Origin of the sequence: Pseudarthrobacter sp. NPDC058329 (assembly GCF_042879835.1) — a bacterium.
Taxonomy (GTDB): Bacteria; Actinomycetota; Actinomycetes; order Actinomycetales; family Micrococcaceae; genus Arthrobacter.
Genome location: NZ_JBHVZR010000002.1, coordinates 146,604 through 167,938 on the forward strand (window position 1 = coordinate 146,604; position 21,335 = coordinate 167,938).

Sequence of the window (21,335 nt, forward strand, 5' to 3'; positions counted from 1 at the left end):
TTGGTCAGCTAAGGTGCGCCCGTTTGGTTGGGTGAGGTGCGCCGCCGCGTGGTTGGGCGAGGTGCTGTGCCGCCGCTTGGTTAGCTGGGGTGCGCCGCCGCCAAGAAGCTCAGCCTGCGCCGGGGAGGTTCACCTCCACGAGCCCGCCGGTGACACGTGTCTCGAACCGGGGCTGCCGGGCCGTGGCTGGCCCTGCCTGCACTTCGCCGGACCGCAGCGAGAAGGTGCTGCCATGCCACGGGCATACCACGCAGGGTTCGCCGCCATCGCCTGTTAGCCCACCGCTCAGACTCGCGCCCTTAAGCTTGCCCTCGTGCAGCGGACCGGACAGGTGGCTGCAGACATCGGACAGCACGTTCACGGTGTCCGCCTCCCGGAACACCACCAGCGGAAGCCCTGCCACAGCGCGTTTGTGGAGCTTCCCTTCCGGTAGGTCCTCCAACGGCGCAAGGGCCTGCCATCCGCTCGGGAACCGGTGCGGGATGTCCTCGCTGTGGTTGACGCCCGCGGCCTGCCGGTAGCTGAGGTGGCCGCCCAGGAAGCCGCCAAGACTGACAGCTCCGAGACCCAAAAACGCGAGGACCTTGCCTGCGCCCTGCTGCTTGTTTGTCCGCGCCACCAGCGACGCCGTATAAAGGCTCACCGCAGTGATGTTGGCGGCGGCGTGGACCAGACCCACCCGCTGCTGCTGAGGGTGCAGCTGCGACCAGTCCATAAAACCGGCCACCGCGGACGGCACCGCGGATGCAGCTCCGACACCGACCAGTACGGTGGCAGCCCGATTGTTGCCGGGAAACGCATCCAGGATGGCCGCGGAGATCCACGATCCCATCGGAACCTGGACCGCCAGCGGATGCACCGGGTGGCCTATAGGCACCCCGTGCAAGATGTCGCGGGCCCACCGCGGGCGGACCGTCCGCTTTACTACCTTCCGGACCTTTTTCGCCACAGGATCCAGCCACTCGGCATCTTCCAGGCGGGTAACAAGCTCAAGTGCAGGCAGCGGTTTCAAGTGTCTCCCTTACCCCGTCCGTCAGTGTGCAGACGTTAGTGTCCAGTCGATGCCGGTCAGCCTAGCTGCTGGCGGGCGGAAGAGACAGGGGTGCCGGCGGGAGCGCGTTAGCGGAGCGGGGACCCGAGCACCGTGAACTGGTTGCCGGCCATCTCGCCCGAAAGGAGCGGCATCGCCTCGGCGATGGCTGCGCGAACGCTGTCCAGCTGCAGCGAGGCCTGGTGCGCTTCCGGCGACTCCCACAACTCGGACACAAACACAGTGTCCGGCGCAGCATCATTGACGCCCACTTCGTACAGCAGGCAGCCGGCCTCCTTCAGCCCGTCCATGGGCCGGAGCAGGATGGACACGACGGCGTCGCGCCGGCCGGGCTTGGTTCCGAGACTTCCCACATTCGCAAAGGTCATGGAGACAGTGTGCAGCACGGTGGTGACAGAACTGCGAAGGCAAGGCCCGCCGTCGTACGCCTGCCCGCCTTTCCCGAAGAACTGGAACCCATATGGTTCGATGGTGTTCTTCGGATTGGGAGGCAGGCATGGAAGTCTGGACGGGGAGCCCCTATCCGCTGGGCGCCACTTATGACGGCAGCGGCACGAACTTCGCGGTGTTCAGCGAGGCGGCGAGCGCCGTCCAGCTGTGCCTCTTCGATGAGGACGGCGCGGAACAGCGGATCAATCTGGAAGCCGTGGACGCCTTCGTCTGGCACTGCTATCTCCCGCATGTCCTGCCCGGCCAGCTGTACGGGTACCGGATGGAGGGCCCCTACGATCCTGCGGGCGGCCTCCGCTTCAATCCGCACAAGCTGCTGCTGGACCCCTACGCCAAGGCAACCAGCGGCGAGATCACCTGGGGCCAGCCCATGTTCTCCTACAATTTCGGCGATCCCGCCTCTTTCAACACCGAAGACTCTGCCCCCAACACCATAAGATCGGTGGTGATCAGCCCGTTCTTTGACTGGCAGCATGACCGCCCGCCGCGAATTCCCTATAGCGACAGCCTGATCTACGAAGCCCATGTCAAGGGCCTGACGATGACCCATCCGGAGGTGCCGGAGCGGGAACGCGGCACGTACGCGGGCATCGCCCACCCGGCCATCATCGAGCACATGCAGAAGCTTGGTGTGACGGCGATCGAGCTGATGCCTGTCCACCAGTTCGTCCAGGACAGCACGCTGAAGGACAAGGGGCTGAGCAATTATTGGGGCTACAACACCATCGGCTTCTTCGCGCCCCACGAGAGCTACAGTTCCAGCACCCGGCCGGGGCAGCAGGTGCAGGAATTCAAGGCGATGGTCCGCTCCCTGCACGCCGCCGGCATCGAGGTGATTCTCGACGTCGTCTACAACCACACGGCGGAAGGGAACCACCTCGGCCCCACCCTCTCCTTCAAGGGCATCGACAACCAGGCGTACTACCGGCTGGTTGACCACCAGAAGCAGCATTACCTGGATTACACGGGCACCGGCAACACCCTCAACGTCCGCCACCCGCACGCCCTGCAGCTGATGATGGATTCGCTGCGGTACTGGGTGCTGGAAATGCATGTGGACGGGTTCCGCTTCGACCTCGCGTCCGCCCTGGCGCGGGAGTTTTACGAGGTGGACCGGCTGTCGAGCTTCTTTGACCTTGTCCAGCAGGATCCCGTGGTGTCCCAGGTGAAGCTCATCGCTGAGCCGTGGGATGTTGGTCCGGGCGGGTACCAGGTGGGCAACTTTCCGCCCCTCTGGACGGAATGGAACGGAAAGTACCGCGACGCCGTCCGCGACTTTTGGCGCGGCGCACCGGCCACGCTGGGGGAATTTGCCTCCCGCCTGGCCGGCTCCTCCGACCTTTACGAAAGTTCAGGACGGCGGCCCGTAGCGTCCATCAACTTCGTCACTGCCCACGACGGGTTCACCATGCGCGACCTGGTTTCGTACAACGCCAAGCACAACGAAGCCAACGGGGAGAACAACAACGACGGCGAGTCCCACAACCGCTCATGGAACTGCGGCGTGGAAGGGCCCACCACCGACAGTGATGTCCTTGCGCTGCGTGCCCGCCAGCAGCGCAACTTCCTGGCCACGCTCCTCTTATCCCAGGGCGTCCCCATGGTGCTGCACGGCGACGAACTGGGCCGCAGCCAGCAGGGGAACAACAATGCCTACTGCCAAGACTCGCCCCTCGCGTGGATCAACTGGAACGAAGCGGACCAGCCCCTGATGGAGTTCCTTGCCGCGGTCACCAGGTTGCGCCGGGAGCACCCCACCTTCCGCCGCAACAGATTCTTTGAAGGCAAGCCCGTCCTGCGTGGTGTGGGGCAGCCACTGCCGGATATCGTCTGGCTGGACAAGGACGCTTCGGCCATGGTTCCCGAAGACTGGGACAACCCCCTGGCGCGGGCCCTCGGTGTGTTCTACAACGGGGTCGGCGTGGGCAAGGACCACCGGGGCCGCGTGATCCACGACCAAAACTTCCTGCTGTACTGCAACTCCGGGGATGAGCCGGTGGTCTTCACCCTGCCCAGTGCCGAGTACTCTGCCAGTTGGGAACAGCTCATCGATACTGCGGGTGAACACGCGGACACCGGTTTCCTCCATGCCGGTAACACCGTGGAACTGGCAGGCAAGTCCCTGCTGGTGCTTCGGTCCTACACCAGCCCGCCGGAGAAGCCCGACCACTCCGTTTCGGCCTCGCTGGCATTGCTGGCTACCCCGGAGCCCGCCGTTTTGCCGCAGGCGAAGGAGCTGCCGTGAACCATGCCAGGCCTGGCCGGCTCAACCCACAATGCTTCAGATCAGCGCGTGCATCCCGTGGCTTCGCGGCCTGCCGAACGAGGCGGCGCCGAGGAATTCGACGGCGACGAACGGCTGGTCCCCCACCACCCATTCGTCGTGGCCGGGTGGGAGCGCATAGGTGTCGTTCGCGCGGATGGTGGACCGCCCGCCGTCGGCCATTTCAATGTCCAGCTGCCCTGAGATGCAGTAACCCAGGTGGTGGTGCTCGCAGAAGGCCGTCAGCTCAGCGGGCTTGGCAAACTCGGACCAGCGCCAGCCCGGCGCCAGGATCAGCCGTGCCACGGAATGATCATCCACGGTCACAAGGTCGAACTCCGCCTTGTCCGGGCAGCGCTTCCTGTCAGGAACATCAAACGATTTAACTGCCAGGGCTCTGATGAAATTTGCGGTCATTCGGACACAGCCTAGGGATCGTGACGGGACGCCTGGCCGCGAACCAGACGATGGGTTCGGATACCGACGAGCGGTTAAGAGTATCGAGACCTATAGCCGTTTGCGCCTTTGCCCCCGGCGCACACGCGTTCGCCAACGCTGCTGGCGTACCTATAACCGTAGCCCTACCGCATCTGAAGTCAAAGGGGGGATACCCCGGCAAGAAGGGTAGTTTTGGCCCTAGCGTCAGACCAAATTGCAGGCGCAACATATTACTAACCGGGCCCCAATCAGAACGAGCCCGGAGTCACGCCGCCCGCTCAACCGGGCGTGCTGCTTGAAAATGGGACGGGCAGGCTGCGGCCGCCACACTGATCAATCGCGACGAATGCTCAGTCGCGCCGGTTTCAGGCTGTCCAAAAAAGGGAATCGCACCCCACAAAAAATGGTGAAAACGCATCCTACAGGAGCAAAGAAATGTCCATCTCTACAACAAGAACCCGCTCAATCAAGGCAAAGATCGCCCTGGTTCCGGTTCTCACATTGGGCCTGCTCGGGGGTTCCGTAGCAATAGCTGCCCCGGCCACGGCCTATAACGACTACCGGCACGGCTGTAATGTCGACCCGCTGAAGCCTACCGATCTCCGCGGCAACAGAGTCGACTTCAGGATCAAGGTCCATTGCTACGGCGAAAAGACGGTCCAGATCCGTCAACTGCGCTACGAAGACGAGCGTGGCCCGCGGCGCAGCGATGACTTCCTCGGTGGTTCCTACTTCAAGGAAAATTTCAAGAAGCACCACAACGACCATAGGTACATCCGCAGTGTTGACCGCGTGCGCAACCTGGACCGCAGGGGTGCCGAAGAGGTCTACCATCTCACATCCTTCCGCGTGAAGAACGAACGAGGGCACTGGTCAGGCTGGACCCATTGGGAGAAGAGCGAAGTTAAGGAACTCCGTCGGTAACGCGTAGAACATCACGAACGTTCATGCGCACGGGAGCCAGGGGCACATGCCCCTGGCTCTTTTCCTGCGCCACGTCCACCAGGGACTTCACGTACTGAGGGGTTGCAATGCTGGCTGCCGATATCCGTCAACTGTTTCCTGGGCTCGAAAACACCATTTACCTCAATACGGCCACCATGAACGTGGGCTGTGCTCCAGCCCGGAAAGCGTACGAGCAGGCGGTGGAACGCTGGACTGCGGGCCGCTTTGACTGGACCGAGGCGGAACAGGACGGGGAGGATGCCCGTGGCATGTTCGCCGAAATCATCGGCGCCACGGCCGGGGAGATTGCGATCGTTCCGTCGGTGAGCGCGGCGGCCGGGATCGTTGCCGCCAACATGCCGACGGCGGTGCGCGGCGAGAGCGTCGTGGTAGCCGAAAATGAGTTCGCATCAAACTACTTTCCGTGGCTTCTGCTCCGCGAGCGCGGCTACGAAATACGCAGCATCGCGCCGGCCGGAGAAGGGGTGTCGGCAGCGGAGTTCGGCACGGCAGCCGACGGCGGCACCCGCCTGATCGCGGTAAGTGCTGTCAGTTCAGCAAACGGCTATCGAGCCGACCTGAATGCCATCGGCCGGGTCGCTGCAGCCTCCGGAGCCTGGTTCTTTGTGGACGCCTGCCAGGCTGCCGGAGCGGTCCCGCTCGACGTCGTGGGTGCCGGCGTGGACTTCCTCGCCTCGGCGGGCCACAAGTTCCTCCTCGGCTCACGGGGCATGGGCTACCTCTACGTCCGTCGGGACCTGCTGGACAGCTTCCACCCTGTGGGGCCCGGGTGGAAGGCAGCCCGAAAGCCGGCAGAAAGCTTTTATGGGCCAGCAATGGACCTCTCGCCCACGGCATCCAGGCTCGACACCTCGCTGGCGTGGTTTCCCGCATTGGCGGACCGGGCCGCACTAAATATCTTCCGCCAATTCGGCACCCGCATGCTCCTGGAGCGCAATGCCGAACTGTCCCTTCGCCTCCGGAACGCGCTTACGGCGCGCGGCCAATCCTTCGAACCCATTTCCAACGATCACAACTCCACCATCGTCTCCGTCCAGGTCGATGATCCAGGAGCGGTCATGGAGCGGTTTCGTGAGGCCAACGTGGTGGCCTCACTCCGGGCAGGCAGGATTCGGCTGGCGGTGCACTTCTACAACCTCGAAGAAGAACTCGATCGGGTGGCGCAACTGATAGCCCATCCGTGAACTACTGCCCCGTCCGCAGCTGCCCTTGACTCACCAACCCTTCCTTCCCTACACTTTTCATAAAGCAGAATCTAAATTCCACAAAGCGGAAACGGCGAAGGTGCCAAAGAAGCGAGGGAAGATAGATCAAAGCCCCTCCTTGGAAGGACCTACGATGACGTACACAGTGAACTGCTCCATCCTCCTCACGGAGCTGCCCTTGCTCGAGCGCCCCGCCGCAGCCAAGGCAGCCGGCTTTGACGCTGTCGAGTTCTGGTGGCCCTTTGACAGCTCCGTCCCCTCGGATGCAGAAACGACGAAGTTCGAGAACGCCATCAAGGACGCCGGCGTTCAGCTCACCGGCCTGAACTTCAACGCCGGCAACATGCCCGGCGGCGACCGGGGCCTGGTCTCCTGGAAGGGACGCTGCTCCGAGTTCAAGGACAACATCGATGTTGTCGCCGGTATCGGCGAGCGCCTTGGCTGTAAAGCCTTCAACGCCCTTTACGGCAACCGGCAGGACGAATTCACGCCCGGAGAGCAGGACGAACTGGCGCTCAAGAACCTCGCGGCAGCAGCGGAAGGCGTCGCCCGGATCGGCGGCACAGTCCTCCTCGAACCCGTCAGTGGCGCACCCAGGTATCCCCTCCTCACGGCGGATGACGCACTCAAGGTCATCGCCCGGGTGAAGGCGGAGGCCGGCGTCAGGAACATCAAGCTCCTCGCCGACTTCTACCACCTGTCCGTCAACGGCGACGACGTCGAATCCGTCATCGAAAACCACGCCAAAGACTTCGGCCACATCCAGATCGCCGACAACCCTGGCCGCGGCGCCCCCGGCACCGGCACCCTTCCGCTCGGCGAGTGGATCGCCCGGAGCCGCGAACTCGGCTACGACGGGTACATCGGCCTCGAGTACAAGCAACCGCAGGAAACGGCTTTCAGCTGGGCCATCCGCGAACACGCCTCCCGCTGATCCCCGCCCCCAGCCCAACTGACTGGCAGTAGATGTCGTTTAGAACCCCCAAAACGACAATTACTGCGACCTGGTTGGGTCCGTCCACCAGGAATCACCCCGAAGACTTCAGAAAGAGAACCATCATGAGCAACGTTGCAGTTATCGGACTCGGAATCATGGGCCTGCCCATGGCCATCAACCTGGTCAAGGCCGGCCACACGGTCACCGGCTTCAACCGCAGCCAGGACAAGATCGACAAGCTCGTCTCCGAGGGCGGCAAAGGTGCCACCAGCATCGCGGACGCCGTCAAGGATGCCGACGTCGTCATCACCATGGTGCCGGACTCCCCCGATGTTGAGGGCGTAGTCAGCGGCAACGACGGCGTCTTCGCCAACGCCAAGCAGGGCACCTTGTGGATCGACGCCTCCAGCATCCGTCCCGACGTCGCCAAGCGCCTGTCCGACGACGCCCGCGAAGCCGGCATCCGCCCGCTGGATGCCCCGGTCTCCGGCGGCGAACAGGGCGCCATCGATGCTGTCCTCTCCATCATGGTGGGCGGTGACAAGGAAGACTTCGAAGCAGCGCAGGACATCCTGAACGCAGTGGGCAAAACCATCGTCCATGTGGGCCCCTCCGGCTCCGGCCAGACCGTCAAGGCTGCCAACCAGCTGATTGTCGCGGTCAACATCGAGGTCCTCGGCGAGGCGATCGCCTTCCTTGAGGCCTATGGCGTGGACACCGACGCAGCCCTCAAGGTCCTCGGCGGCGGCCTGGCCGGTTCCAAGGTCCTTGACCAGAAGGGCCAGAAGATGCTGGACCGCAACTTCGACCCCGGCTTCCGCCTCGCCCTGCACCACAAGGACCTGGGCATCGTCACCTCCGCCGCCCGCGAAGCCAACGTCGCCGTCCCACTCGGAGCCGTCGTCGCACAGCTCGTCGCCGCCACCGTCAACCAGGGCGACGGCGGCCTGGACCACTCCGGACTCTTCAAGCAGGTCCTGCAGCTCAGCGGCAGGAAATAAGCACAAGCGCCAAAGGCGCGTAAGAAACACGAGCAGGCCATTCGCCGTCGGACATAAAAACGACGGCGGTCCCCTCACCACACCCAAAAACACCCAGAGTTCGCCCCCAAGGGGCACAACAAGGAGCACACCATGAGCAAGATGCGTACCGTTGATGCAGCGGTGGCCATCCTGGAAAAGGAAGGCGCCATCGAGGCGTTCGGCCTGCCAGGCGCCGCGATCAACCCCTTCTATTCCGCAATGCGCGCCCACGGCGGCATCCGCCACACGCTGGCCCGCCACGTTGAGGGTGCCAGCCACATGGCCGACGGTTTCAGCCGCGCCAAGGACGGCAACATCGGCATCTGTATCGGCACCTCCGGCCCCGCCGGCACGGACATGATCACCGGCCTCTACGCCGCCTGGGCCGACTCCATCCCGATGCTCTGCATCACCGGCCAGGCCCCGGTGGCCAAGCTGCACAAGGAAGACTTCCAGGCCGTGGACATCGAATCCATCGCCAAGCCCGTCACCAAGATGGCCATGACCGTCCTGGAACCCGGCCAGGTTCCCGGCGCCTTCCAGAAGGCCTTCCAGCTGATGCGCTCCGGCCGCCCCGGCCCCGTGCTGCTGGACCTGCCCATCGACGTGCAGCTCGCCGAAATTGAATTCGATATCGACACCTACGAGCCCCTCCCTGTCGAAAGGCCCAAGGCCTCCCGCAAGCAGCTGGAAAAGGCCCTGGACATGCTGACCGCCTCCCAGCATCCGCTGATCGTGGCCGGCGGCGGCATCATCAACGCCGGCGCCTCAGCCCAGCTGGTGGAACTGGCCGAGACCCTGAACATCCCCGTGATCCCCACCCTGATGGGCTGGGGCACCATCCCGGATGACCACCGTCTGATGGCCGGCATGGTGGGCCTGCAGACCTCGCACCGCTACGGCAACGAAAACTACCTGCAGAGCGACTTCGTGATCGGCATCGGCAACCGCTGGGCCAACCGCCACACCGGCGGCCTCGAGACCTACACCGCCGGCCGGAAGTTTGTGCACATCGACATCGAGCCCACGCAGATCGGCCGCGTGTTCTCGCCGGACCTGGGCATAGCGTCCGACGCCGGTGCGGCGCTGGCCGGGCTGGTTGAGCTCGCCAAGGAGCGCAAGGCGGCAGGGACCCTGCCGGACTACAGCGCCTGGGTTGCCGAGTGCCAGGACCGCAAGGGCTCCCTGCACCGGAAGACCCACTTCGAGAACATCCCCATCAAGCCGCAGCGCGTGTATGAGGACATGAACAAGTCCTTCGGCCGCGACACCACCTACGTGTCCACCATCGGCCTGTCGCAGATCGCCGGCGCGCAGATGCTGCACGTCTTCGGCCCGCGCAAGTGGATCAACGCCGGCCAGGCAGGCCCGCTGGGCTGGACCGCCCCGGCAGCCCTCGGCGTCGTCCGCGCCAACCCGGAGCAGACCGTGGTGGCCCTCTCCGGTGACTACGACTTCCAGTTCATGATCGAGGAACTGGCAGTGGGCGCCCAGTTCAACCTCCCGTACATCCACGTGGTGGTGAACAACTCCTACCTGGGCCTGATCCGCCAGTCCCAGCGCGGGTTCAACATGGAGCAGAACGTGTCCCTGGCGTTTGACAACATCAACTCCCCCGAAACCAACGGCTACGGCGTGGACCACCTCAAGGTGGCCGAAGGCCTGGGCTGCAAGGCCGTCCGCGTGGAGGACCCCAACGACCTCGCCGCAGCCTTCGACAAAGCCAAGGCACTCATGGGCGAGTTCCAGGTTCCCGTGGTGGTGGAAGTGATTCTGGAAAAGATCACCAACATCTCCATGGGTGTGGAAATCAACGCCGTGAACGAGTTCGAGGAGCTGGCGGAAACCGCCGCAGACGCCCCCACAGCCATCCTGGCCCTGCAGGCCTGAACCCTGCGCGCCTAGAACAGGAAAGACAGCCATGCGCATCGTCATTGCCCCGGACAAGTTCAAAGGGTCCCTCTCAGCCCCCGAGGTCTGCAGCCACCTGGAAAAGGGGCTGCAGCGCGGGGCCGGCGGGAACCTCGAAGTTCTCCGGATCCCGGTAGCCGACGGCGGTGAGGGCACCCTGGACGCCGCCATAGGCTCCGGCTTCACCCGCCGCAGCGCGGTGGTTGCCGGACCGACAGGCGAACCGGTCACCGCCGACTTCGCCGTCCGGGGCAATGAGGCCGTCATCGAGATGGCGGCGGCCTCGGGCCTGGCCCTGCTCCCCGCGGGGGCACTGGTTGGGGGACGGCCAGGCCCCGCGGCGGCGCGAACTGCCACCAGCCTGGGCACCGGTCAGCTCATCGCCGCTGCCCTGGACGCCGGCTGCAACCGCATCATCCTTGGCGTTGGCGGCAGCGCCAACACCGACGGCGGCGCCGGGGTCCTCCAGGGCCTCGGTGCCAGGTTCCTCGATCCCGAGGGCAATGAACTTCCGGGAGGCGGTGCCGCACTGGCCCGCCTGGACCGGATCGACTTCAGCGGGTTTGATGCCCGGCTGAGGGACACACGCTTTGTGCTGGCGTCCGACGTCGACAATCCCCTGCTGGGCGCCCAGGGCGCCGCGGCGATTTTCGGCCCGCAAAAGGGCGCCACACAACAGGACGTCGGCTTGCTCGACGCCGCCCTGGCCAGGTTTGTCGAAGTCCTGGCCAGGGAAATCGGTCACCGCGCCATCAAGGCCGCGGAAGCCCCGGGAGCCGGAGCAGCGGGAGGCGTTGGCTACGCTGCCATCGCGGCCCTGGCCGCAACGCGCCGCCCGGGCATCGACGTCGTCCTCGAATTCACCGGGCTGGTGGAGAGACTGGCCGGGGCAGACCTGGTAATCACCGGCGAAGGCAGCCTGGACGAGCAGAGCTTGCTGGGCAAGACGCCTATGGGCGTGGCCAGGGCAGCCGCTGCGCAGGGTGTTCCGGTGATCGCCGTGTGCGGTCGGACCACCCTTGAAGAGGGCCAGGCGGGCGCCGCCGGTTTCGAGGACGTTTACGCTTTGACCGAACTCGAAAGCAATGTAGACAGGTGCATAACAGAGGCAGCGCCGCTTCTGGAGCAGCTGGGCACGCAGATCAGTGGAAGGCTGGCAGCGAACGAGCTGTCCCGTTCCGCAAGCACCAAGGAGGACCTCCATGTCTGAAGAACGCTACGACCTCGTGATCCGGGGCCGGCGCATCCTCACCACCGCCGGCCTGGCCCCGCGTGAAGTGGGTGTCCGCGGCGGAAAAATCGTTGCCCTCGAACCGCTGGGCAACGCCCTGGCAGGGGCGGAGGTCATTGAGCTGGCCGACGACGAAACCCTGATCCCCGGCCTGGTGGACACCCACGTCCACGTCAACGAGCCCGGCCGCACCGAGTGGGAGGGGTTCGCTTCCGCCACCCGCGCCGCAGCCGCCGGCGGCGTCACCACCATCATCGACATGCCGCTGAACTCCGTCCCGCCCACCACCACCGTGGAAAACCTGAAGCTCAAGCGCGAGGTGGCCGAGGACCAGGCGTTCATCGACGTCGGCTTCTGGGGTGGCGCGATCCCCGGCAACAAGGGCGATCTGCGCGCCCTGCACGACGAAGGTGTGTTCGGTTTCAAGTGCTTCCTCCTGCACTCGGGCGTGGACGAGTTCCCGCATCTGGACGCGGACGAGATGGAGGAGGACATGGCCGAGCTGAAGTCCTTCGACTCCCTCATGATCGTCCATGCCGAGGACTCCCACGCCATCGACCGCGCCCCGCATCCCGGCGGCGACCACTATTCCACGTTCCTTGCCTCCCGCCCCCGCGGTGCCGAGAACAAGGCCATCGCCGAGGTGATCGAACGGGCCCGCTGGACGGGTGCGCGGGCGCACATCCTGCACCTCTCGTCGTCGGACGCGCTGCCCATGATTGCAACGGCCAGGCGCGACGGCGTGAAGCTCACCGTGGAAACCTGCCCGCACTACCTCACCCTCATGGCCGAGGAAATCCCCGACGGCGCCACGGCCTACAAGTGCTGCCCGCCCATCCGCGAGGCCTCCAACCGGGAGCTGCTGTGGCAGGGTCTGCTGGACGGGACCATCGACTGCATCGTCTCGGACCACTCCCCCTCCACCCTGGACCTGAAGGACCTGGAGAACGGTGACTTCGCCGTGGCGTGGGGCGGCGTTTCCTCACTGCAGCTGGGCCTGTCCCTGATCTGGACCGAAGCACGGCACCGCGGTATTCCGCTGGAGCAGGTGGTGTCCTGGATGGGCGAAAAACCCGCAGCCCTAGCCCGGCTGTCCAACAAAGGCCAGCTCGCCCTGGGCTACGACGCTGACTTCGCCATCTTCGCCCCGGACGAGGCGTTCGTGGTGGACGTGTCCAAGCTCAAGCACAAGAACCCCATCACCCCCTACGACGGCAAGGCCCTCTCCGGAGTGGTCCGCAGGACCTTCCTGCGCGGCACCGTGGTGGACGGCCAGACCCCCACGGGCAAGCTGATCCGCCGCGGCGGAGTCTAAGGACGCGCCATGGCAGTGGAAGCCCATTACCCGAGGACGGCGGCGCGTCCCGGATGTGCACGGCCCGCTTTGACCTCCGGGGCTGCCGCCCGCGGCCTCGCCGTGTGGGTGGTTCCCGGGGAAGGCACCAGCCCCGAACACCTGGCCCGCGCCGCCCAACTGGTCCTTGCCCGGGCCCTTCAAACTGCTCCGGAGGCGGAAGTCCTCTGGCCTGCCGCCGGAGCCCCCACGTCCGGGGTCTCCGCCACGGAAGGAGCCGCAGACCACTCCTCCCGCACTCCTTCCGCGGCGGAGAACCCCGGCGCACGTCCCACGGCACCCGGTGGAGGGGCACTAGGCGAGGACGACGGCGGCACCCGCCTGCCGCCGTCGGCCGGCCCCGTGAGCCGGGTCGCCGTGGACCTTGCCGCCGACCAGGTCCTGCTGGACGGCCGCCCGGTGCCGCTGACCGGCGTCGAGTTCAAAGTGCTCCGGTACCTGGTGACCCACCTCTCCCGCACTGTGGGAAGGGAGGAACTCCAGGAGTTCCTGGATTCGTTTGAAACCCCCGGCGCCTCGGCCCGGTCCATCGATGTTTACGTGGGCCGGATCCGGCGGAAACTGGGCAATGCGCGCCATGCCGTGGCAACGGTCCGCGGCGGCGGGTACCGGTTTATGCCGGGTTCCTGCGCAACTGTCCGGGGCCCGGCGGAATACTGCATATGACGCCGGAGTTGTATGACTAAGCGGCAAGCCGCTTCACTTGATGTTTGGCCATTAATGACCGAGTCTTCCAAAGGAACACCATGAGCCCCACCCTGACCACCAAGCTGCAGCCCGGAACCGAGGCCCCTGACTTCACCCTTCAGGACGCCCAGGGCCGCGAGACTGCCTTGGCCGACTACCGTGGCAAGAACGTCATTGTGTACTTCTACCCGAAGGCCGCCACCCCAGGCTGCACCACCGAGGCCTGCGACTTCCGCGACAGCCTGGCCTCTCTGCAGGGCAAGGGCTATGAGGTCATCGGCATCTCCCCCGACGCCCCCGAGGCGCTGGCCGGCTTCACCGGGGACTTCGCCCTCACCTTCCCGCTGCTCTCCGACCCGGACCACGCCGTCGCCCTGGCCTACGGCGCCTGGGGCGAGAAGCTGGTGAACGGCGAAATTGTCGAAGGCATCGTGCGCTCCACCGTGGTGGTGGACCCCGAAGGCAAGGTCACGCTGGTCCAGTACCAGGTGAAGGCCGACGGCCACGTCGCAGCGCTCAAGGAAGCCCTGGGCATCTAACCCTCCCCCGGACGCTCTCGCACGTCCTGCCGCTTTCCACCTGACGCTCTCGCACCTGCTGGAGCGTCCGGGCGTTAAGCGTCGGTGTCCGCTGTCGCCTTAGCCTCCGCCGCTGCCTCCGCATACTCAGCCGACACTTTGCGGTAAACGGGCGTGAGGAATGCCAGCAGCGCAGCGATGACCATAATGATCCCGGCCACCAGGAACACCAGGGCAATGCCCCGGGAGGTGCCCTCGCCGAGCAACGGGGCCAACTGGGCCGCGCCGTCGGCCGACCGCGCGTAGGGGATGATCCAGAACTGGGCGAGGGGCGCGATTACGAACGAGGTGACCGGCGCCGCCGCGGACTCGAACGCCATGGCGAAGCCGAACACCCTTCCCTGCCGCGGCAGCGGAACCACCTGCTGGATGACCGTTTGCTCGGCCGCCTCCACAACGGGCACCAGCGTCAGGTACAGCCAGATCCCCACGATATACAGCCAGGCCCACTCGCGCAGGGTGAACACCGCGCCCAGGACCCCCATGGCCACCACCGCAATAAGCAGCGTGCGCAGCGGGTTGGACCCGAGGCCGAACTTGCCGATCAGCGCCCCGCCAACAAGGAATCCGCTGGAGCCCACCGCCAGGAAGATCCCCCACAGCTCCACCGGGAACATCTCCAGGCCGTAGGGATCCATCAGCGCCATGTAGACGCCGCCAATGAAGTTGTTGAACGTGGAAAACAGGATCAGCGCGAACAGTCCGGAGATGGCCAGCACGGCGGCGTAGGAGCCGCGAAGATCGAACCCGCCGTGCGCATCCGTGGCCGCGACGCTCACTTCCTCGGGCATGCGGAGGGTGAGCAAATGTGCAAAGGCCAGCGCCGTGAGCACGATGGCGACGGCGATGGTCCAGCCCATGCCCAGCAGCCCCACCGACAACCCGGAGAGCACGGAGGTGATCAGGAACATCAGCCCCTGCACCATGCCCACCAGCCCGTTGGCGTTGGCTCTCCGGTCCGGCTCGATGAGGATCGTGACGGTGGTGGAGAGCGCGATGTTGCGCATGTTCTCCACCACCGCGCCGATCAGGATGACCAGGGTGAAGATCCAGAACCACGGCTGCGTCAGGTCCAGCAGCTGGGAAACGGGGGTCAGCAGGAACACCACCCCCGCCAGCACGAACATCACCAGGGTAAAGACGGCCGCGAACCGCATCACGGCCAGCTTCCGGTAGCGGTCCACGAAGGTGCCAAAACTGATGCTGGAGAGGGCAATCAGCAGCATGTAGGCGCCGCCCACCACCCCGGTGGCGATCACGTTGCGCGTCTCCAGGTACACCCAAAACGTCAGGGCAAACCACAGGTAGCTGGTGGTGATGTTGGCGAGCGCAGTGTTCACCAGGATCCCGGCGAAAGTACGGGATCTTTCCGCCGGACTGCGCACTGAGGTGTCGACGGCGTCGCTGTTAGTCAGTTGCCTGGCCCCGCCGGCCCCAGCGGGATTGGCAGTCACGGTGCGGTCCTCGCCAGGTCCCGTGCCGCCGTCGGAAGCCGCAGCAGCCCTGCCCCGGGCCGGTTCCTGCTCGGTCATGCGTCCCAGTGTAATGAGAACCAGCAAGAGCCGACAGGGTTTAGCAGGGCCGTCCTTCGGGACCCGTGAACCGCCGCACCAGAGGCGTAGTCACGCGTCCGTATGACGGTACGCGGCAATAATTTCGTGCCGGGTCGCGTTCCGCCTATTACCTACAACCTCAAGGACGCCAATGTCTGCCTCAAAGCATGCTGCCCTCGCTGATGCCCGTGACCGTGCCCTGGAAGTGCGCGCCCTCTATGAGATTCTCGAGCAGCGCCTGAACGGGAAGGTCTGGTCGGACCATGAGCTGATGTTGGGGTTCAGCAATGACGTGGGCTACATCGGCCGCCTTCTGCTGGCCCGGGAAGGAACATGGGACATTGACGGTAACCCCACCTCGGAGCTGGAGCACAAGCTGTCCGAATCTCTGTGGTGGATCTTCGTTCTTGCCGATCGCCTGGGCATCGACATGACCGACTCTTACAACAAGACCATGGACAAAATCCAGGCGGGCCTGGCCAACGCCGTTGCCTGACTCCCGGGCCGGTGACAGGATGGCCGAATGGCGATCGAGGTCCGTCCGGCCACCGGCTTCGAGGATGTCCGGACGATGGTGGGGCCCAAGCGGCCCGATGCCAATGTCTGCTGGTGCCTGAGCTACCGCATTCCGTCCAAGCAGAACCAGGCGTTGCGCGGGACGGAACGCGGAGACCTGGTGAAACAGCTGGTGAAACAGGATCCTCCGCCGGGGGTCCTGGCGTACGACGGCGGCGAGGTAGTCGGGTGGGCAGGGGTCCACCCCCGTGCCGACACCAGTTTCGCCGGCAACCGCAAAATCCCGCACGTGGACGACCTGGACGTATGGTCCATCTGGTGCATCCGCGTGCGGCCAGGGCACCGCGGCAAGGGAATATCCCACCACCTGCTGAAGGGCGCGATCGAGTTGGCGAAAAAATATGGCGCGCCGGCCATCGAGGGCTATCCCGTGGACAACGGCGGGCGGAAGGTCGACCTCACCATGGCCTACGTCGGCACCCGGAAGCTCTTCGAGGACGCCGGCTTCACCAAGGCTGCGGACACGGAGTCGGTACTCAACGGTTTTCCGAGGGTACTGATGCGCCTGAACCTGCTGGATTGAACGGTTGCGGGACAGCGGCCGCAGAGGTCAGCCAGCCGCTGGGCCCATGGGCCATGTTTCTTTCGCCAGACGCCCCAGGTCCACACTCCTGAAAAGCGCCTCCAGCCTGTGATGCGCCTCGGTTTCAAGTTTGAGGCGGTGCGTCAGCTTCTCCACCTGAGCCGACATCTCTTCGCCCACCGGAAGCCGGTCCCCGGGCCAACTGGATGCCTCCCGTGAATCGGCCAGGGCCTGCGCCAGGGCATCGGCCGCAGCGCGCACCTTCCGGGAGTGGACGTAGACCCGAAGGAATGCCCTGCCCTTGTCCATGGCAGTGCGCAGCAGTTCGCCGGGCACCGCCTCCGCGGCCGTTCCTGCTGCGGCCAGTTCCGCAGCCGCCGCACCCGCAACGTCCAAACCCGCAGAGGCGGCGGCATCCGCCGTCGTCCGGTCCTTGGTTTCGACGCATCCCATGGCTGCTCCCCTCCTGCAGGCCGTCCAGCCCACTGACGGGTCGTCTTTGACCCTCGCCTGATGCAAGCTGTTCCTGCCTTCGAGTGTCCCGCCCCTTCCTCAACATCCGGACAAGCAGGTGCCAGGATTAGCGCAAGATCCGGCCGAAGCGCCTGCCGGCGGGCCGTGTTCCGCCGTTGCAAGCCAACAGGCAAGCGAAATGAAGCAAGCCCTGCGACATGCCCTGTTGCGGTTAATACGGTAGAAGTAGAGCTATGGTCTCTCCCCCCGAAACCCGTCGTGCCGTTGTCATCGAGGATGACCCGGATATCCGCGGCCTGCTGGTCCGCGTCCTGGTCAAGCAGGGCTTCGACGTCACCGAGGCCGCCGCCGGCCTGCCGGGCGTCAAAGAAGTCCGCCGCCACCAGCCGGATCTCATCACGCTGGACCTGAATCTGCCGGACATCGACGGCCTGGAGGTCTGCAAGCTGCTCCGCGAATTCTCGGACGCCTTCATCGTGATGCTCACCGCCCGTGCCGACGAACTGGACAAGCTGACCGGCCTGGACAACGGGGCGGACGAGTACATCAGCAAGCCGTTCAGCCCCCGTGAGCTGCAGTCCCGCATTAACGCGCTGTTCCGCCGCCGCCCGTCCGCAGCCGCGGATTCGGCCGCACGCAGTGACCTGGAACGCGCCACCGAAGTCCAGCAGAGCCTCCTGCCCAAGGAGGACATCCGCGTCGAGGGTTACGACGTCGCCGGCATCTTCCGCCCCTCCCGCAGCGTGGGCGGGGACTTCTACGACTGGTACCAGACCCCGGACGGGCTTCACCTGACCTTCGCCGACGCCATGGGCAAAGGCATGGGAGCGGCGCTCATCGCCGCGACGGTCCGCGCGGTGATGCGTTCCACCGGCCGCCGCCAGGACCTCGACGGCGCCTTCGCCTCGGCCAGCAAGGCCATCGCTGCGGACCTGGACTCCTCGAACTCCTTTGTCACCTTGTTCCACGCGCGGCTGGACGCGGCGTCCGGGACAGTCAGCTATGTCGACGCCGGGCATGGGCTTGCGCTGCACGTCCGGTCCGGCGGGGCTGCTGACCGGCTCCCCTCCGGCGGCCCGCCGGTGGGCGCCTGGGCCGGATCGCAGTGGCCGCAGTCAGCGCTGGAACTCGCCCCGGGTGATTCCCTGGTGGTGGTCAGCGACGGTGTGCTGGACGTCTTCGAGTCGGTGGAGGACTTTACGGAAGCCGTCCGCGGCGCAGCCCAAAGCCATGATTCAGCCCAGGCAGCCAGCAGCGCCATTCTTGCCCTGGCGCCGGCAGAGACCGCGGAGGATGACGTTACGGTGGTTGTGGTCCGACGGCTGCCGGAGGAAGGGGCCGCGTGACGCGTTTCTGGACCCGGCTGGTGGTGGTCCTGACCATCATCACCGGCGTCAACTACATTGCCTGGCGCTGGGTGGCATCGCTGAACTGGGATGCCTGGTGGATTGCCGTGCCGCTGGTGATCGCCGAAACCTACAGCCTCATCGACGTCATGCTCTTTGGCATGACGGTGTGGAAGCTGAAGATCCGCAAAGCCGCCCCACCGCCACCGCACGATGCCACCGTGGACGTCTTCATCACTACCTACAACGAAGACCTGGACATGGTGATGGGCACGGCTCTGGCAGCCCAGAAGATCCGGCACCCGCACAGCACCTGGATCCTGGACGACGGCGCCCGCCCTGAGCTCAAGGCCTTAGCGGAGCAGCACGGCCTGGGCTATGTCACCCGCAGCGAGGACTGGACTTCCAACCTCCCCCGGCATGCCAAGGCCGGCAACCTGAACAACGCCCTGATGCAGACCCACGGCGAGTTCCTCCTGATCCTGGATGCGGACCAGATCCCCGAGCCGGACATCCTGGAAAAGACCCTCGGCTACTTCAACAACCGCCGGGTGGCGCTGGTCCAGACACCGCAGTACTTCAGCAACGTACCGGCGAGCGATCCGCTCGGCAGCCAGGCACCGCTCTTCTACGGCCCCATCCAGCAGGGCAAGGACGGCTGGAACGCCGCCTTCTTCTGCGGCTCCAACGCCATCCTGCGCCGCGAAGCCCTGATGCAGCTGGGCCTGGTGGGCTACGTCAAGGAAACAGAGAAGAGCATCCGCCGGGCACTGGCCGCCTCCCGGTCAGCCATCAGGCAGGCCCGCAAGTCGGCGGACATGGAGACACCCCTGGTGGCCCAGGTGCTCGACGAAGTGGAGGCCGCCACGCGCGAGGCCCAGCAGGAGCTGGAAGCCGGTGGGGCCCTGAGCGAGATTACCTACCGGGTGCGCCGCCGAGTGGACGCGGCCGTGCAGACCCTGGTGATGGCCGACGTCGAAGCCCTCCAGGCTGACCTCGAAGAGATCGCCGCCATGGAAATGGCCCACGTGGGCGAGTCCGGCGTCCCCGTTGTGGCGGACGATGCCGTGCAGCGCATGTCCGCCCGTGATTGGTCGCCGCTGGGCGCACTGGAGTCCGTACAGGCTGTCCTGGACGCGCTGTCCGTGGAACGCAATGATGAAGCGCAGCCGGTGATGCCGCTGGCCACCATCTCGGTCACCGAGGACATGGCCACCGCCATGCGCATGCACGCAATGGGCTGGGAGAGCGTCTACCACCATGAAGTCCTCGCTTACGGGCTCGCGCCGGAGGACCTGAAAACCATGCTTACCCAGCGCCTCCGCTGGGCGCAGGGCACCATCCAGGTGCTGCTGCGCGAAAACCCGCTGGTCCAGAAGGGCCTCAAGCTGGGGCAACGGCTGATGTACTTCGCCACCATGTGGACCTACCTCAGCGGCTACGCGGCCGTCATCTACTTCGCCGCGCCGATCATCTACCTGCTGCTGGGCATCCTGCCGGTGACGAGCCTGAGCTGGGACTTCTTCATCCGGTTCATCCCGTTTATGGTGGTCAACCAGCTGCTGTTCGCCGTCGCGGGCCGGGGCATCCCCACCTGGCGCGGCCAGCAGTACAGCCTGGCGCTGTTCCCCACCTGGATCAAGGCGTGCTCGACGGCGGCCCGCAACGTCTGGTTCGGCCGTCCCCTGGGGTTTGCCGTCACCCCCAAGGCCCGCCAGAGCGGCGGCCCCAGCTGGAGCCTGATCCAGCCACAGATTGTGGTGTCCGTGCTGCTTGCCGTGGCCGCCGTCGTCGGAATCATCCGGCTGGCCAATGGCCTCGCGGAGCCGCTGGGCACCTTGGTGAACGTGGCCTGGGTGATTTTCGACCTGGTGGTGATGAGCATCCTGGTACGCGCAGTGCTTTACAAGGGTTACGAACCGGCACCGGATCCCGCAGACCAAATGAACACAGAGAGGAATCCCGATGGAGTTTAGCTATGAGGTCAAGGACTCGTATGCGGAGGTCAAGGCGGACGGGCGGCTGAACATGGTCTCCGCGCCGAAGTTGCGCGAGTTTGTCACCGACGTGATCGCCGGCGGGTCCAACCGCATTGTGGTGAACCTGGAAAACACGGCGTTTATGGACTCCTCAGGCCTGGGAGCGCTCATCGGCTGCCTCAAGGCGGCGCGGCAGGCCGGCGGGGACCTTCGGATCGCCGCCGTCCAGCCGCAGGTGAAAATGGTCCTGCAGCTGACCAGCATGGACAAGGTCCTCACCGCTTACGGATCGGCCGAAGAGGCGTTCAGCAATGACTGAGGTCCTGGCGTCGCGCAGCTTCAGGGGGCTTGCGGCCGAGGATGCGATCGAATCCGTCCACAATGACCTGGACAGCCTGTGGCTCGACGTACCCTTTGTCCAGGACATGGACCAGATGACGTTTACGACGGCGGTCATCGAGTCGGCGTCGAACATCGTCCAGCACGCGGAACCGGCCGGGCAGGAACCCGTGGAGCTCGGCGTGGACATCTCCGTCAGGCCCACGCTCCTGCAGGCCCGAGTGAGCGCTTATCACGCCAGGCCGCCGTTCGGCCCGATGGAACCGGCGACGCCAGGCGAGGACGCCGAGTCCGGCCGCGGCCTGGCTTTGATCCAGGCGCTGGTCACCACCGTGACCTTCGAGCGCCAGGACGGCACCAACACGTGGGTCCTGTCCCGGACGTCGCAGGGCTGAGTGAGTTTTCGGACAGATACGGGGACTTGAAGGCTGTCAGTCCCCGTATCCGTCCAA

The 21,335-nt window shown here is 65.4% G+C and carries 21 protein-coding genes; 16 read left to right on the forward strand and 5 right to left on the reverse strand.

Annotated features, from left to right (window positions below):
• Positions 1–109: 109 nt before the first annotated feature.
• Together ACFVYC_RS05120 and ACFVYC_RS05125 are read right to left on the reverse strand one after the other, a co-directional pair.
• Positions 110–1,012 (reverse strand): Rieske 2Fe-2S domain-containing protein, encoded by a 903-nt coding sequence (locus ACFVYC_RS05120; protein ID WP_387547448.1) that lies wholly within the window; start codon positions 1,010–1,012, stop codon positions 110–112.
• A 107-nt stretch (positions 1,013–1,119) separates the two neighbouring features.
• Positions 1,120–1,419: a putative quinol monooxygenase gene (locus tag ACFVYC_RS05125; protein ID WP_387547451.1), complete on the reverse strand. Its 300-nt coding sequence runs from the start codon at positions 1,417–1,419 to the stop codon at positions 1,120–1,122.
• A 128-nt stretch (positions 1,420–1,547) separates the two neighbouring features.
• On the opposite strand from ACFVYC_RS05125, the gene glgX reads away from it, so the two are divergent.
• On the forward strand, positions 1,548–3,746 hold the full coding sequence (gene glgX, locus ACFVYC_RS05130; protein WP_387547453.1) for a glycogen debranching protein GlgX: 2,199 nt from the start codon (positions 1,548–1,550) through the stop codon (positions 3,744–3,746).
• A 36-nt stretch (positions 3,747–3,782) separates the two neighbouring features.
• Here the strand turns inward: glgX and ACFVYC_RS05135 are convergent, their stop codons facing one another.
• On the reverse strand, positions 3,783–4,181 hold the full coding sequence (locus ACFVYC_RS05135) for a cupin domain-containing protein (RefSeq protein WP_387547455.1): 399 nt from the start codon (positions 4,179–4,181) through the stop codon (positions 3,783–3,785).
• Positions 4,182–4,637: 456 nt separating this feature from the next.
• Here ACFVYC_RS05135 and ACFVYC_RS05140 point away from each other — a divergent pair, with 456 nt between their 5' ends.
• The 9 genes from ACFVYC_RS05140 to bcp all read left to right on the forward strand — a co-directional run bounded on the left by ACFVYC_RS05140 (position 4,638) and on the right by bcp (position 14,054).
• The gene (locus tag ACFVYC_RS05140) at positions 4,638–5,126 is read left to right on the forward strand and encodes a hypothetical protein (RefSeq protein WP_387547458.1); all 489 of its coding nucleotides are present in this window, start codon (positions 4,638–4,640) and stop codon (positions 5,124–5,126) included.
• Positions 5,127–5,233: 107 nt separating this feature from the next.
• The gene (locus ACFVYC_RS05145) at positions 5,234–6,352 is read left to right on the forward strand and encodes an aminotransferase class V-fold PLP-dependent enzyme (protein ID WP_387547461.1); all 1,119 of its coding nucleotides are present in this window, start codon (positions 5,234–5,236) and stop codon (positions 6,350–6,352) included.
• 154 nt (positions 6,353–6,506) lie between these two features.
• Positions 6,507–7,307 (forward strand): hydroxypyruvate isomerase family protein, encoded by an 801-nt coding sequence (locus ACFVYC_RS05150; RefSeq protein ID WP_387547464.1) that lies wholly within the window; start codon positions 6,507–6,509, stop codon positions 7,305–7,307.
• Positions 7,308–7,432: 125 nt separating this feature from the next.
• The gene (locus tag ACFVYC_RS05155) at positions 7,433–8,311 is read left to right on the forward strand and encodes a 2-hydroxy-3-oxopropionate reductase (protein ID WP_387547467.1); all 879 of its coding nucleotides are present in this window, start codon (positions 7,433–7,435) and stop codon (positions 8,309–8,311) included.
• Positions 8,312–8,443: 132 nt separating this feature from the next.
• A complete protein-coding gene (gene gcl, locus ACFVYC_RS05160; RefSeq protein WP_387547470.1) occupies positions 8,444–10,222 on the forward strand; it encodes a glyoxylate carboligase in 1,779 nt (592 codons plus the stop codon).
• Positions 10,223–10,253: 31 nt separating this feature from the next.
• Positions 10,254–11,453: a glycerate kinase gene (locus ACFVYC_RS05165; RefSeq protein ID WP_387547473.1), complete on the forward strand. Its 1,200-nt coding sequence runs from the start codon at positions 10,254–10,256 to the stop codon at positions 11,451–11,453.
• Positions 11,446–12,789 carry an allantoinase AllB gene (gene allB, locus ACFVYC_RS05170; protein ID WP_387547475.1) on the forward strand — a complete coding sequence of 448 codons (1,344 nt, stop codon included), beginning with the start codon at positions 11,446–11,448 and terminating at the stop codon, positions 12,787–12,789. Before ACFVYC_RS05165 ends, allB begins: the two co-directional genes overlap by 8 nt.
• 9 nt (positions 12,790–12,798) lie before the next feature.
• Positions 12,799–13,494 (forward strand): winged helix-turn-helix domain-containing protein, encoded by a 696-nt coding sequence (locus ACFVYC_RS05175; protein ID WP_387547478.1) that lies wholly within the window; start codon positions 12,799–12,801, stop codon positions 13,492–13,494.
• Positions 13,495–13,574: 80 nt separating this feature from the next.
• A complete protein-coding gene (bcp, locus tag ACFVYC_RS05180; RefSeq protein ID WP_387547481.1) occupies positions 13,575–14,054 on the forward strand; it encodes a thioredoxin-dependent thiol peroxidase in 480 nt (159 codons plus the stop codon).
• A gap of 74 nt (positions 14,055–14,128) precedes the next feature.
• On the opposite strand, the gene ACFVYC_RS05185 is transcribed toward bcp, so the two are convergent.
• Entirely contained in the window at positions 14,129–15,625 is a 1,497-nt protein-coding gene (locus tag ACFVYC_RS05185; RefSeq protein ID WP_387547484.1) for an MFS transporter, read from the reverse strand.
• A 172-nt stretch (positions 15,626–15,797) separates the two neighbouring features.
• On the opposite strand from ACFVYC_RS05185, the gene ACFVYC_RS05190 reads away from it, so the two are divergent.
• Entirely contained in the window at positions 15,798–16,142 is a 345-nt protein-coding gene (locus tag ACFVYC_RS05190) for a hypothetical protein (protein WP_387547487.1), read from the forward strand.
• A 27-nt stretch (positions 16,143–16,169) separates the two neighbouring features.
• Entirely contained in the window at positions 16,170–16,745 is a 576-nt protein-coding gene (locus tag ACFVYC_RS05195) for a GNAT family N-acetyltransferase (RefSeq protein WP_387547490.1), read from the forward strand.
• 27 nt (positions 16,746–16,772) lie between these two features.
• Here ACFVYC_RS05195 and ACFVYC_RS05200 read toward each other — a convergent pair whose 3' ends face one another.
• Positions 16,773–17,198: a hypothetical protein gene (locus ACFVYC_RS05200; protein ID WP_387547493.1), complete on the reverse strand. Its 426-nt coding sequence runs from the start codon at positions 17,196–17,198 to the stop codon at positions 16,773–16,775.
• Between the two features lie 254 nt (positions 17,199–17,452).
• On the opposite strand from ACFVYC_RS05200, the gene ACFVYC_RS05205 reads away from it, so the two are divergent.
• Genes ACFVYC_RS05205 through ACFVYC_RS05220 form a run of 4 tightly spaced genes read left to right on the forward strand, consistent with a single transcriptional unit; the run spans position 17,453 to position 21,278 of the window.
• On the forward strand, positions 17,453–18,565 hold the full coding sequence (locus tag ACFVYC_RS05205; protein ID WP_387547496.1) for a PP2C family protein-serine/threonine phosphatase: 1,113 nt from the start codon (positions 17,453–17,455) through the stop codon (positions 18,563–18,565).
• Entirely contained in the window at positions 18,562–20,541 is a 1,980-nt protein-coding gene (locus ACFVYC_RS05210; RefSeq protein ID WP_387547499.1) for a glycosyltransferase family 2 protein, read from the forward strand. The genes ACFVYC_RS05205 and ACFVYC_RS05210 overlap by 4 nt, the downstream gene beginning before the upstream one ends.
• Positions 20,531–20,863, forward strand: coding sequence for an STAS domain-containing protein (locus ACFVYC_RS05215; RefSeq protein WP_387547502.1), 333 nt, complete (start codon positions 20,531–20,533; stop codon positions 20,861–20,863). The genes ACFVYC_RS05210 and ACFVYC_RS05215 overlap by 11 nt, the downstream gene beginning before the upstream one ends.
• Positions 20,856–21,278 (forward strand): ATP-binding protein, encoded by a 423-nt coding sequence (locus ACFVYC_RS05220; RefSeq protein WP_387547505.1) that lies wholly within the window; start codon positions 20,856–20,858, stop codon positions 21,276–21,278. Before ACFVYC_RS05215 ends, ACFVYC_RS05220 begins: the two co-directional genes overlap by 8 nt.
• Positions 21,279–21,335: the final 57 nt, after the last annotated feature.